This window comes from Bacillus sp. FSL R7-0672, from assembly GCF_038601465.1.
GTDB lineage: Bacteria > Bacillota > Bacilli > Bacillales > Bacillaceae > Bacillus > Bacillus pumilus.
In genome coordinates this window covers 2,170,727-2,184,255 of the sequence record NZ_CP152010.1, presented here as the reverse complement: position 1 = coordinate 2,184,255, position 13,529 = coordinate 2,170,727, and the positions used below count along the sequence as shown (strand labels likewise).

At 41.4% G+C, this 13,529-nt stretch carries 13 protein-coding genes; 10 read left to right on the top strand and 3 right to left on the bottom strand.

Going from position 1 to position 13,529, the window contains the following annotated elements; genetic code table 11:
• Positions 1-8 precede the first annotated feature (8 nt).
• Together MKY18_RS10930 and MKY18_RS10925 are read right to left on the bottom strand one after the other, a co-directional pair.
• A complete protein-coding gene (locus tag MKY18_RS10930; RefSeq protein WP_044141209.1) occupies positions 9-788 on the bottom strand; it encodes a membrane protein insertase YidC in 780 nt (259 codons plus the stop codon).
• 66 nt (positions 789-854) lie between these two features.
• A complete protein-coding gene (locus MKY18_RS10925) occupies positions 855-1,136 on the bottom strand; it encodes a hypothetical protein (protein ID WP_106067126.1) in 282 nt (93 codons plus the stop codon).
• Between the two features lie 180 nt (positions 1,137-1,316).
• Between MKY18_RS10925 and MKY18_RS10920 the strand changes: the two genes are divergently transcribed.
• The 10 genes from MKY18_RS10920 (at position 1,317) to MKY18_RS10875 (ending at position 11,804) form a co-directional block, all read left to right on the top strand.
• Positions 1,317-2,309, top strand: a complete 993-nt coding sequence (locus MKY18_RS10920; protein ID WP_113767565.1) for a carbon-nitrogen hydrolase family protein — start codon at positions 1,317-1,319, stop codon at positions 2,307-2,309.
• A 348-nt stretch (positions 2,310-2,657) separates the two neighbouring features.
• Positions 2,658-3,902, top strand: a complete 1,245-nt coding sequence (locus MKY18_RS10915; RefSeq protein WP_065098364.1) for a DNA polymerase IV — start codon at positions 2,658-2,660, stop codon at positions 3,900-3,902.
• Positions 3,903-4,000: 98 nt separating this feature from the next.
• Complete coding sequence (gene gndA / locus MKY18_RS10910; RefSeq protein WP_044141026.1) at positions 4,001-5,410, top strand: NADP-dependent phosphogluconate dehydrogenase; 1,410 nt, start codon at positions 4,001-4,003, stop codon at positions 5,408-5,410.
• Positions 5,411-5,529: 119 nt separating this feature from the next.
• Positions 5,530-6,375: a GRP family sugar transporter gene (locus MKY18_RS10905; RefSeq protein ID WP_185108580.1), complete on the top strand. Its 846-nt coding sequence runs from the start codon at positions 5,530-5,532 to the stop codon at positions 6,373-6,375.
• A 12-nt stretch (positions 6,376-6,387) separates the two neighbouring features.
• Positions 6,388-7,173: an SDR family oxidoreductase gene (locus MKY18_RS10900; protein ID WP_106067124.1), complete on the top strand. Its 786-nt coding sequence runs from the start codon at positions 6,388-6,390 to the stop codon at positions 7,171-7,173.
• A 345-nt stretch (positions 7,174-7,518) separates the two neighbouring features.
• Positions 7,519-7,830, top strand: a complete 312-nt coding sequence (locus MKY18_RS10895) for a PTS sugar transporter subunit IIB (protein ID WP_003215713.1) — start codon at positions 7,519-7,521, stop codon at positions 7,828-7,830.
• Positions 7,831-7,833: 3 nt separating this feature from the next.
• Positions 7,834-8,166, top strand: a complete 333-nt coding sequence (locus MKY18_RS10890; protein ID WP_003216020.1) for a PTS lactose/cellobiose transporter subunit IIA — start codon at positions 7,834-7,836, stop codon at positions 8,164-8,166.
• A 25-nt stretch (positions 8,167-8,191) separates the two neighbouring features.
• Positions 8,192-9,538, top strand: coding sequence for a PTS cellobiose transporter subunit IIC (gene celB, locus MKY18_RS10885; RefSeq protein WP_003216035.1), 1,347 nt, complete (start codon positions 8,192-8,194; stop codon positions 9,536-9,538).
• The gene (locus tag MKY18_RS10880; protein WP_311771822.1) at positions 9,522-10,928 is read left to right on the top strand and encodes a glycoside hydrolase family 1 protein; all 1,407 of its coding nucleotides are present in this window, start codon (positions 9,522-9,524) and stop codon (positions 10,926-10,928) included. Before celB ends, MKY18_RS10880 begins: the two co-directional genes overlap by 17 nt.
• A 153-nt stretch (positions 10,929-11,081) precedes the next feature.
• Entirely contained in the window at positions 11,082-11,804 is a 723-nt protein-coding gene (locus MKY18_RS10875) for a GntR family transcriptional regulator (RefSeq protein ID WP_106067144.1), read from the top strand.
• Between the two features lie 46 nt (positions 11,805-11,850).
• On the opposite strand, the gene zwf is transcribed toward MKY18_RS10875, so the two are convergent.
• Positions 11,851-13,326 carry a glucose-6-phosphate dehydrogenase gene (gene zwf / locus MKY18_RS10870; RefSeq protein WP_106067122.1) on the bottom strand — a complete coding sequence of 492 codons (1,476 nt, stop codon included), beginning with the start codon at positions 13,324-13,326 and terminating at the stop codon, positions 11,851-11,853.
• Positions 13,327-13,529 lie beyond the last annotated feature (203 nt).

Sequence of the window (13,529 nt, the reverse complement as noted above, 5' to 3'; positions counted from 1 at the left end):
GATTATTTTTATTCAGCAGCTGGGCTAGCTTGGTCGTTTGCCTCAGCTTTTGATTTTGATTTTTGGTACATGACATTTAAAATAATGGTTTGGATTGTGAGTAATAATCCGCTTGTCATCCAGTATAAAGGAAGGGCAGCGGGTGCATTGATTGAAATAAACAGCATCATGATTGGGAAAATCATGCCCATCACTTTGGCTTGTTTCAGCGCAGCCTCTGTCTGGGTGCCTGATTGCTTCGCAAACCTTTGCGTAACATAAAATTGCAAGAAATACATAGCGCCTGCAAAGATCGCGACCAATAGATCGGTTTGTCCTAAGTTAAACCATAGGAACGAATGTGTTGCGATCTCAGGTGTTGAGCGGATCGCTGAGTAAAAGCCAAGAACAATTGGAATTTGAATCAGCATAGGCAGACAGCCCATTGCCAGCGGGTTCACATTGTTCTCTTTGTATACTTTCATCATTTCCATTTGTAGTTCTTTTTGTTTTTCAGGTTCTTTCGTTTTCTTCAATTTGCTTTGAATTTCATCAATTTGAGGCTTTACTAGTGCCATTTTCTCCTGCATGACTCTTTGCTTCTTAAATTGGTTCGCAAAAAGAGGGAAAATCAGCAGACGGACGATCAAGGTCACGAACATAATCGATAAACCATAATCATCATGGAAGAAGTTCGCAAGCCAAATGATCAGCTCAGAAAAAGGCTGAACAAAATAATGATGGAAAAACCCATCAGAGCTCGCATTCGTTTGCCCACTCGCTGCAAAAGCAGGTGAGGCAATCATCATTAAACATAAAGTCGTACAAATCGTTAATAAACGTTTCAATTCGTTTCCTCCTCATTTTTTAAAAAATTAATTAGAGAGAGAAAGCGAATGGTCTTCATCATCGTTCGATGATCGTTTCATTCGAATGACTTTACTAATCCAAGTTGTAATGCGATCATATATGATAAACAGAAAGTCTGTTCGATTCAATAAAGATGCGTCCAACTCTTCCAAACGATGTCCACCGAGGTGTTCGTTCATACGGCAGTCTTTTAATAAAAACGCAATGCCGATGGCCGTCAGCGCTGGAAGAATAATCGTAAAGAATTCAACAAGGAAAAAGACTTCATTGAATGTATCAATAATCATGATTATCACATCCATTTCATTACTCACAGTGTACTATACACATTGTGAAATGTCTAACAGGACCACGTGTTTTCTCTACCGAGTATAAATCCTTATTTTGTATAAAATGGTATTTGTCATCCAAACTTCATAATTCCTATCTTATAATGAGGGGGAATTGAAGAAATGGAGGTTTTTAATATGACAAGTATTTATCCGAAGTTTCGAGCAGCTGCGGTACAAGCAGCACCTATCTACTTAAATTTGGAGGCAACCGTTCAGAAATCATGTGAACTGATCGACGAGGCAGCTTCAAATGGTGCAAAACTTGTAGCATTCCCAGAAGCATTTTTACCTGGTTATCCTTGGTTTGCTTTTATTGGTCATCCAGAATATACAAGAAAGTTCTATCACGAATTATATAAAAATGCAGTCGAAATTCCTAGCTTAGCTATTCAAAAAATAAGCGAGGCAGCAAAAAGAAATGAAACGTACGTTTGTATATCATGCAGTGAAAAAGATGGCGGCTCTCTCTATTTAGCTCAACTTTGGTTTAACCCAAATGGGGATTTAATAGGGAAACATCGGAAAATGAGAGCTTCTGTAGCAGAAAGACTGATTTGGGGAGATGGAAGTGGAAGCATGATGCCAGTTTTTCAAACTGAAATTGGCAACCTTGGCGGATTGATGTGCTGGGAGCATCAAGTGCCACTAGATCTGATGGCGATGAATGCTCAAAATGAACAGGTTCATGTAGCGTCCTGGCCAGGTTATTTTGATGATGAAATTTCAAGTAGATATTATGCCATCGCGACACAAACTTTTGTGCTGATGACTTCTTCTATCTATACGGAAGAAATGAAAGAGATGATTTGTTTAACGCAGGAGCAAAGAGATTACTTTGAAACATTTAAGAGTGGGCATACGTGCATTTACGGTCCAGATGGAGAACCGATCAGTGATATGGTTCCAGCTGAAACAGAAGGAATTGCTTACGCAGACATTGATGTGGAAAGAGTTATTGATTACAAGTATTATATTGATCCAGCTGGCCACTATTCCAATCAAAGCTTGAGTATGAATTTTAATCAGCAGCCTACTCCGGTTGTGAAACATTTGAATGACACTAAAAATGAAGTGTTAACATACGAGGCTATTCAATATCAAAATGGTATGCTTGAAGAAAAAGTGTAATTCTTGAAACCTTCTCTTTTTTAGAGAAGGTTTTAGCGTGTAGACAAACCCTCGTATTCGTTGTCAGATCTGCGCGCTGGTGCTCACGAATGTTGAATTCGCTCCGCTCCAGTGCTCAATCTTCCTAGACTTCAAGGGTTTTCAATTCACGCTGAAAAGAAGACAAAGGGCTAAAATAAAAATCATTTTAGCCCTTTGTCAACAATCTGAAACCTTCTCTTTTTTAGAGAAGGTTTTTTTGAGGAAAGATGAAATAAATCAATGTATAATTGAGCATAAAAGAGATTAATCATATTTGATCGATTCGGAACTTCTGATCAAAATATAGGGATTTAAGAAAATGGGGTTATGCCAATGTCAAATATTATTTTTCATATAGACATGAATGCGTTTTATGCGAATGTAGAAATGGCGTATGATCCTTCTTTGAGAGGGAAACCTTTAGCCATTAGCGGAAATGCGAAAGAGCGTAAAGGGATTGTGGTGACGTGTAGCTACGAGGCAAGAGCGCTAGGTGTAAAGCCCCCGATGCCGTTATGGGAAGCGAAGCGGCTTTGTCCGGGGCTGATTGTCCGTACACCAAACTTTGACCGGTACCGAAGCTCCTCACAAGAGATGTTTACAATACTAAGAGAATACAGCGATTTAGTCGAGCCTGTATCCATTGACGAGGGCTATATTGATTTAACGCATACGCCATATGCCGAGCATGCGGTGAAAACGGCTCATGATATTCAAACGAGGCTTGTAGAGGAGCTCATGCTTCCTTCAAGTATTGGCATTGCACCGAATAAATTTTTAGCGAAAATGGCGTCTAATTGGAAAAAACCAATGGGCATCACCATTTTGCGTAAACGAGATGTACCCCAAATGCTATGGCCGCTACCAGCGGGTGACATGCACGGAGTTGGACAAAAAACGGCAGATAAATTGAAAACGATTGGCATTCATACCATTGAAGATTTAGCGAAAGCAAATGAGTATACACTAAAGGAATTACTAGGCATCAATGGACCGAGATTAAAGCAAAAGGCGAATGGTGAACATGACGGCATCGTGGACCCAGAAAGGATATACGAATTTAAATCCGTCGGTAATTCGTCAACCCTTCCTCATGATTCTGACGATCCAGATGAACTTGTCGCGTTAATTGATAAGCTGTCACAATCTGTGAGTGCAAGGTTAAGGAGAAAAGAAGTGATGGCAAATCGGCTGCTCATCATGATTCGGTACGCAAGCTGGAAAAATATCACGCGAAGTGTCACCCTCACGAATCCGACGGATCGGAAGGAAGACTTATTTGAGGCAGCAAGGCAGTTATTCCTTAAACATTGGAATGACCAGCCTGTGAGGCTCTTAGGTGTGACGGGGACAGACCTTGTAGAACGAAAAGCAGCCGTTAAACAGCTTGATTTATTTTCCTATACAGAAGATGCAAAAGAAGAGCCTCTTCAAACCATTTTAGAAGGGCTAAAAGAAAAGTATGGAAAATCACTCGTTCAAAGAGGGATGACCATCAAGGAAAAAGAGAGCAAAACAAGTGGAACAAGTTTTAATAAAGACTTTTTTCAGGACGAAAAAGGAAATGACTAGCCTGAAAACTTGATAAAAGAGGTGGTGTTGTGGTAATTTCAAAGGGTACATCATTTCAGCAGTAATCAATATAGTGTGTTAGAAGGGACGTCAGAATTATGTCAAAACAACAAATCGGTGTGGTTGGACTAGCCGTTATGGGGAAAAACCTTGCCCTTAATATTGAAAGCCGCGGGTTCTCCGTGTCCGTTTATAACAGATCTAGCAGCAAAACGGAAGAATTTCTTCAAGAATCAAAAGGGAAAAACGTTGTAGGCACATACAGCATCGAAGAATTTGTTCAGTCGCTTGAAACACCGCGTAAAATTCTTTTAATGGTAAAAGCTGGTGCAGCAACGGATGCAACCATTCAATCATTACTTCCTCACCTAGAGAAAGGTGACATCTTAATTGATGGTGGAAATACATATTACAAGGATACGCAAAGACGTAATCAAGAGCTTGCGGAAAGTGGTATCCACTTCATTGGTACAGGTGTTTCCGGCGGTGAAGAAGGTGCACTAAAAGGTCCATCGATCATGCCTGGCGGTCAAAAAGAAGCGCATGAGCTAGTGAAACCAATTTTAGAAGCGATCTCTGCGAAAGTAGATGGCGAGCCATGTACAACGTATATCGGCCCAGATGGAGCAGGACATTATGTCAAAATGGTCCATAACGGCATCGAGTACGGAGACATGCAGTTGATTTCTGAATCATACTTTATCTTGAAGCATGTGGCTGGATTGTCAGCAGAGGAGCTTCATGAAGTATTCTCAGAATGGAATAAAGGCGAGCTTGACAGCTATTTAATCGAAATTACAGCTGATATTTTCACAAAAGTGGATGAAGAAACAAACCAGCCGCTTGTGGATGTCATCTTAGATAAAGCTGGACAAAAAGGAACTGGAAAGTGGACGAGCCAAAGTTCTCTTGATCTAGGTGTTCCGCTTCCAATCATTACTGAGTCTGTTTTCGCCCGCTACATTTCAGCAATGAAAGATGAGCGTGTTGAAGCAAGTCAATTAATCGAAGGTCCTAAGCCAGCGCAATTAGCAGAGAATAAACAAGAGCTGATCGAAGCGGTTAGAAAAGCCCTATTCATGAGTAAAATCTGCTCGTATGCACAAGGTTTTGCGCAAATGAAAGCAGCATCTGATGAGTATAACTGGGATTTAAAATACGGTGAAATTGCAATGATCTTCCGTGGTGGATGTATCATTCGTGCAGCCTTCTTACAACAAATTAAAGAAGCATATGACCGTAACCCTGAACTGAAAAACCTATTGCTTGATCCTTACTTTAAGGATATTGCTCAAAGCTATCAATCATCTCTTCGTAAAGTCATTTCGCTTGCAGTGGAGCAAGGAGTTCCTGTTCCTTCATTGTCAAGTGCACTTGCTTACTTTGATAGCTATCGCACAGCTGTCCTGCCAGCGAACTTAATTCAAGCGCAGCGTGACTATTTCGGAGCACATACGTATGAGCGCACAGATAAAGAAGGCATCTTCCATACGGAATGGATGAAATAAACATAGAACGACTGAAAAACCTTACCCTTTGGTAAGGTTTTTTTGTGTTTGCATCTTTTCGGCTAAAAATGCGAAAAAGAGGGATGCTATGTAAAAAAGAAAAGAAAGTAGGGATCGAAGTGGGCATCTTATATGCACTTCTCCCAGCGATATTTTGGGGAAGTATTGTTCTCATCAGTGTCAAACTTGGCGGGAATGCTTACCAGCAAACCCTTGGTATTACGCTTGGTGCATTTATATTTTCAATTGCAGCCTTCTTCATCAAAATGCCAGAGCTGACACCGCTTATTTTTGCGGTTTCTGTGATTTCAGGCATCTTTTGGAGCATTGGACAAATGAATCAGCTTTCAAGTGTTGCGTTTCTCGGAGTCTCGAAGGCGGTTCCTTTGTCAACGGGCATGCAGCTTGTGAGCACTACTTTATTTGGCGTCATGGTCTTCAAAGAATGGCAAACGATGACGGTCATACTCATTGGTTCTTGTGCTATTTTACTGATTATTGCAGGTGTTGTGCTGACATCGCTCGGCCAAAAAAAGAATGGTGGCGGGAACGGTGGCAATTTCAAAAAAGGGATCATGATTCTGCTCATCTCAACGGTTGGTTATGTCGGATATGTTGTCATTTTGAGGTGGTTTCATATTGATGGCTGGTCTGCGCTCGTTCCGCAATCGGTCGGCATGCTGCTTTCATCCTTGGCGATTAGTCTTAAGCAGAACCCGTTTAGTAAATATACGTTTAAAAATATCATTGCCGGTTTGGTTTGGTCGACAGGAAATCTCGGACTTCTTTTGGCTATTCCGCTTATTGGTGTTGCCGTAAGTTTTTCGATGTCACAGACAGGGATAGTCATCTCAACATTAGGCGGCATTTACTTATTAAAAGAGAAAGCATCCAGAACAAGCTTTGTCATTGCAGGCTGCTTGATGATCATTGCAGGCGGCGTGCTGCTAGGCTTTACAAAATAGGAGGGTAAACGAATGTATCCAGATTTAAAAGGGAAAACAGTCCTGATTACAGGAGCTGGTACAGGAATAGGTCAAGCGATGGCGCGCCGGTTTGGACAAGAAAAAGCCAATGTGGTGATCAATTATTTCTCAGATCAAGAAAATCCAGATGACACCATTGCGGATATTCAAAAAAATGGCGGACAAGCTGTGAAAATCAAGGGAGATGTCTCAAAGGAAGAGGATATGCAGGCAATGATTGATAAAGCCGTTCATACGTACGGAAGCCTTGATGTCATGATCAATAACGCAGGCATTGAAAACGAAGTGCCTTCCACAGAAATGACGCTGGATAATTGGAACAAAGTCATGTCGACCAATTTAACAGGTATGTTTCTAGGCTGCCGTGATGCATTGAAGTATATGACAGATCACGGAATAGAAGGATCGATCATCAATATGTCATCGGTTCACCAGCAAATCCCTTGGCCTCATTTCGTGCATTATGCAGCAAGTAAAGGGGGCGCCAAGCTGCTGACAGAAACGCTGGCACTAGAATATGCCCCTAAAAAAATACGTGTAAACAGTATTGCACCAGGCGCCATCGATACCCCGATCAATAAGGAAAAGTTCGATGATCCCGCATTGAAAAAAGGCGTGATTGAACTGATCCCCATTGGCTATATTGGAAAGCCTGAAGAAGTGGCAGCATGTGCTGTCTGGCTGGCGTCAAAAGAGGCAAGCTATGTCACAGGCTTGACACTCTATGTGGACGGCGGCATGACAAAATATCCTGGCTTCCAAGCAGGAAAAGGATAAGAAGAAAGGCAAAGAGCGTACACACATACGCTCTTTCAGCGTGTAGACAAACCCTCGCATTCGTTGTCAGGTCTGCGCGCTGGTGCTCACGAATGTTCAATTCGCTCCGCGCCAGTGCTCGCCCTTCCTAGACTTCAAAGGTTTTCTATCACGCTGAAAAGAAGACAAAGTGCTAAAATAAACATCATTTTAGCCCTTTGTCAACAATCTAAAAGAGCGTACACACACATACGCTCTTTTTTTATATAAAATACAGACAAATAAAATTAAATGTCTAGACATTTAAAAATAAAAATATATAATATTAAATGGAAGCGCTTTTATTACAACAATGGGGTGAGAGAAATGAAACGTATTTTATTAGCATGCAGTTCAGGAATGTCTACGAGTTTACTAGTTACAAAGATGAAGGCTCATGCCGACTCAATAGGGGACGAGGCAGAAATTTGGGCAGTTGGGCAAGATCAAGCGAGAAAAGAAATGGCGAATGCGGATGTTGTGTTAATTGGACCGCAAATGAGCTTTTTAAAAGGGGATCTTCAAAAAGAAGCAACAAAATACGGGATTGCAGTAGAGGTCATCGATATGCAGGCATACGGGCTTGCCGATGGACAAAAAGCGTATGAACAAGCCGTTACATTGATGGAGGAATCGTAAAGAATGGAAAAGAAAACACTCGAAGGGCTCACAGAGGAACAAGTCAGTTTTCAATTGATCTTACACAGCGGTAATGCACGCAGCAAATTGCTTCAATCTCTTAAACAATTTCGAGAAGGTCAAGAAGATGAGGCATTTGGTCTCATGAAAGAAGCAGAAGAAGATTTACGTCATGCACATGGCATCCATTTTCAACTCGTGCAGCAAGAGGCAGGCGGGGAGAAAACGCCTTTCTCCTTATTGCTCATGCACGCCGAAGACCACTTAATGTCGACTATTACGATCAAGGAGCTTGTGGGAGAGCTCCTGCCAATTTTCCAAACGCTTAAACAATAAAAGGTGTAAACAAGGGGGGAAACCAATGTTTGATAAAATAAGTGCTATTTTGGTTCCAATTGCTGGGAGACTGAACAACAACCGCTATTTGGGCGTATTACGGGATGCCTTTATGCTTGCGTTCCCGCTCACCATTTTTGGTTCCATTATGGTTGTGCTAATGAATTTGCCATTTTTAGATAAAATCATGAGTCAAACCGCACTGGAAGGCGTCCAGTCTGCACTGAATATCGCGCCAAGTGCGACCATCAGCATTATGAGTGTGTTTGTTGTATTTGGGATTGGCTACTATTTATCGAAAAGCTATGATGTGGAAGCTGTATTTGGCGGCGTGATTGCATTAGCGTCTTTCTTACTTCTGACGCCATTTCTACTAGAACAAGAAGGCGGTGCATCTATTGCAGGCGTAATACCAGTCGATCGTTTAGGAGCAAAGGGGATGTTCCTTGGAATGATCACAGGCTTTTTGTCTGCTGAAATTTATCGTTATTTTGTCCAAAAGAAATTTGTCATCAATATGCCGCAGGGGGTTCCGCCAGCTGTTGCTAAGTCTTTTGCTGCACTGATCCCGGCTACTTTGACACTCACAGCCTTTTTACTGATCAATATCATCATTACACAAGGCTTCAAAACAAATATGCATGACTTGATTTATCATGCGATTCAGGCACCGCTTGTCGGACTTGGAAGCGGTATCATTCCGACCTTGATCGCTGTTTTCTTTATACAAATTCTTTGGTTCTTTGGGCTTCACGGCCAAATTATTATCAACTCTGTCATGGACCCCATTTGGAATACGTTGTCCATTCAAAACCTAGAGAGCTATACAAAAACTGGTGAGGTTCCGAATATCATCAGCAAGCAGTTTATCGAAATTTATACGGTTGGTATGGGCGGAACCGGTATGACGCTGGCTGTTGTGTTTACGATTTTAATTTTCCTGAAAAGTAAGCAATTAAAACAAGTAGCAAAGCTCGGCTTAGGACCAGGATTATTTAACGTCAATGAACCGATTATCTTCGGTTTACCGATTGTCATGAACCCGCTTATTCTCATTCCATGGATTTTGGCGCCAATGGTTATTACATGTATTTCTTATTTTGCGATGGCATCAGGCATTGTACCACCGCCGACTGGCGTGAATATTCCCTGGACGGTGCCGATCTTTATTAGCGGAATAATGGCAACCAATTCACTGGCGGGCGGCCTGCTTCAGCTGTTTAACCTGATGATCGTGTTTGTCATTTGGTTCCCGTTCCTGAAATTTATTGACCGTATGAATGTGAAAAATGAAAAAATAACCACAACGGAAAAAACAAAAACAACCAACATCAAAGGTGAAGGAGACTCAATACATGTCGATGGAAAATAACAAGCAATCATATACATTTCCAGAAGGTTTCTGGTGGGGATCTTCTGCCTCTGCCACGCAAACAGAAGGCAGCGTCCCTGGTGATGGAAAAGGACCGAATATTTGGGATCATTGGTTTGGGCAAGAGCCGACTCGTTTTTTTGATGGCGTAGGACCGAACGTGACATCCCAATTTTACCGAAAATATAAAGAAGATATTCGTCTGATGAAAGAAATTGGGCACAATTCATTCCGGTTATCCATTTCCTGGTCACGTCTTTTGCCTGAAGGGAAAGGTTCGGTCAATGAAGAAGCAGTATCTTTTTACAATGATGTGATCAACGAACTGATTGCACATGATATTGAGCCGTTTGTGAACCTGTACCATTTCGATATGCCAATGGCGCTACAGGAAAAAGGCGGCTGGGTCAACAGACAGGTAGTAGATGATTATGTGAGCTATGCAGAATTATGCTTTCAATTATTTGGCGATCGGGTGAAAAAATGGTTTACCCATAATGAACCGATCGTTCCTGTAGAAGGCGGATATATGTATAGCTTTCATTATCCAAATGAAGTCGATTTCCAAAAGGCTGTACAGGTCGGTTATCATGAACTTTTATCAAATGCGAAGGCGATTGCGGCTTATAAAAAGTTGAAGCAAGGCGGGAAGATTGGCATCATCCTCAATCTTACCCCATCTTATCCGAGAAGCCAGAATCCGCGCGATTTAGAAGCAGCTGAGATGGCGGATGCTTTCTTTAACCGTTCCTTCCTAGATCCTGCGGTGAAGGGACATTTCCCAGAGAAACTAGTAGAGGTGTTAAAGAAAGAAGGCTTTATGCCTAGTATGCAAGAAGGAGACCTTGAGCTCATTCAAGAGAATACCGTCGACCTCCTTGGAATCAACTATTATCAGCCAAGAAGAGTGAAAGCGAAAGAGCATATGCCGCATCCAAATGCACCATTTATGCCAAATCATTATTTTGATGCGTTTGACATGCCGGGAAGAAAAATGAATGTGTATCGTGGCTGGGAAATCTATGAAAAAGGCATTTATGATATATTGAAAAAAGTCCAAACAGACTATGATAATATTGAATGCTTTATTTCTGAAAATGGAATGGGTGTCGAAGGAGAAGAGCGGTTTAAGGATGAAGAAGGAATGATTCATGACGATTACCGCATTGACTTTATTTCTGAGCATCTTAAATGGGTGCATCAAGCCATTCAAGAAGGAAGTAATGTAAAAGGCTATCATCTGTGGACGTTTATGGATAATTGGTCATGGTCGAATGCCTATAAGAATCGCTATGGATTTGTCTCAGTTGATCTTCAAGAAGACGGAAAACGTACGATTAAGAAAAGCGGATACTGGTTTCAATCGGTATCAGAAAATGACGGTTTTTAATCAAAATACTTGCTCTTTCCTTGAAAAGGGCAAGTATTTTTCTTATGTGGCCATAAGTGGATGAAACAAAAATGGCTCGTACCTTTTAAGCTCACTAGGCTTAGTGTAGAATGAGAGGAAGCTATGAAAAAACAAGTCAGTTGGTGGTGTGAGATGAAAAAGTACGAACTCATTTCAGAAGAAATCAGAAAACGAATAGGAACAGCATATTATCCAGAAGATCAACCCATTCCAGATGAAAACTCGCTTGCCGCTGAATTTCAATGCAGCCGAATGACGATGAAGCGTGCGCTCGATCTTCTCGTAGCAGAAGGTCTGCTCTTTAGAAAAAGAGGACACGGTACATTTATTGTGAAGGCAGCGCTCAATCAAGGGGCAATCAATGTGTCAGGACATGAAAATAAAGGGTTCACAAAAGTCATGGCGGATAAAAACGTCACGACTCAAATCATTCACTTTGATGTCCATTTTCCAAGCAAAGAGGTGGCAGCCCACCTATCCATAGACTCCACCACACCCATTTATGACATCATCCGTCTCCGTCTTGTGGACGAGGAGCCATATGTATTAGAAAAAACGTTTATGCCCGTCAATCTCATTAAGGGAATAGATGAAGAGGTTCTATTGGGATCAATCTATGGCTACATATCAAATGATTTGAAATTAAAAGTGGCAGGAGCGCATAAGAAAATTAGAGCAGCTAAATCAGACGAGCTGGACCAGCAATATTTAGGCTGTGACCCAACGGATCCTGTGCTAGAAGTCGAGCAGGTTGCTTATTTAAACACAGGCCGGCCGTTTGAGTACTCCTTTAGTCATCACCGCTATGATAAGTTCGACTTTTCAACGGTTGAAATTACAAAAACAGGACGTTAAAAAAAGAGCAGAACCCCCAAGGGAGACTGCTCTTTTTTATATCATTTTATATATTCCACCAATGATACCCGTCTTTTTCTAGAAGCTCATCGGCTTCTTTCGGTCCCATAGAACCAGCAGGATAATTTGGTTTTAATGTTTTGTTTTCTGCCCATTTCTCAGAAATCGGATCCACAAAGTTCCAAGAAAGCGCCACTTCATCCCAGTGAGCAAAGTTCGTAGCATCGCCTAGCAAGCAGTCATGAATCAGCTTTTCATAGGCTTCTGGTGTATTCATGATGTCGTTATAGTTTGTTTGGTAGTCGAGCTTAATCGGTTTTGCAAATGTACCGCCATCAAGCTTACGAGCGTTCAGGTGAAGGGTAATACCTTCATCTGGCTGAATGTGGATGACGAGTAAGTTTGGATGCATGGAATTTCCGTTACCATAGTACAGGTTCATTGGAATGTCTTTAAATTGAACAACGATCTGAGTAGATTTCTTTTCTAAACGTTTTCCAGTACGAATGTAAAATGGCACGCCGGCCCATCTAAAGTTATCAATGAGCAGCTTCCCTGCAACGAATGTTTCCGTGTTTGAGTTCGGGTCTACATTTTGCTCTTCAAGATACGAAGGAACCATGCCGCCATCAACCGTACCAGCATCATACTGTCCGCGGACAAAGAATTGATCGACCTCATCTTTAGAGAAAGGACGAAGAGCGCGTAATGCTTTCCGTTTTTCGCTGCGGATTTCCTCGGTATTCAGTTTAATTGGCGGCTCCATTGCTAAAAGTGCAACCATTTGAAGCATATGGTTTTGGACCATGTCTCTTAGTGCACCTGAACTTTCGTAATAACGGGCCCGGTCTTCAACCCCTAATGATTCACTAGATGTAATTTGAATGTTTGAGATATATCGGTTTGTCCAAAGTGGTTCAAAGATGGCATTTGCAAAACGGATGACCTCAATGTTTTGAACCATTTGTTTACCGAGATAGTGGTCAATACGATAAATTTGATCTTCAGAGAATGCATCTCGAATTTCTTCATTTAACTTTTTCGCACTTGGCAAGTCATGGCCAAATGGTTTTTCGATGACAAGTCTTGACCAGCCAGTTGTTTTTGATACACCTTCACTTTTTAGGAACTTTGCAATCGTTCCGAAGAATTCCGGTGCCATCGCTAAATAGAACATCCGGTTGTTTGGGATGCTGTACGTATCTTCAAGGCCTGCTAGAAGTGTGTTAAGCGATTGATAGGAAGCAGGGCTTGATACGTCAAAGTCGTGATAATAAAAATGTGAACTGAATTCCTCTATTTTCGCTTCTGCATCATTAGAAGAAACAGATTCTTTCACCACAGCTCTTAGATCCTCATGAGACCACGGACGGCGTCCAACACCCACGACGGCGAATTGATCACCAAGTTTTCCGCTATGATAAAGTCTATGTATAGAAGGGTAGAGCTTGCGTTTGGCAAGATCTCCTGTTGCGCCAAAAATGACAATGACTGCTTTTGGATTGTTAGTTTCTGTATTCACGAAAAGTACCTCACTTTATTCGTAGCATTGTTGTAAAAACCAGAATGTATGTACATTTTCTTTATTTTAAAGGTTCATTGTTCGTAAAGCAAACATTTGATTCGACTTTTTCTGCTCTCGTTTGACTTTTTTCGAAAATTCCGGTGAATTCACATTTACCTTCTCTTCATGTATTCTATATGAATGAAGATATTGTATACCGG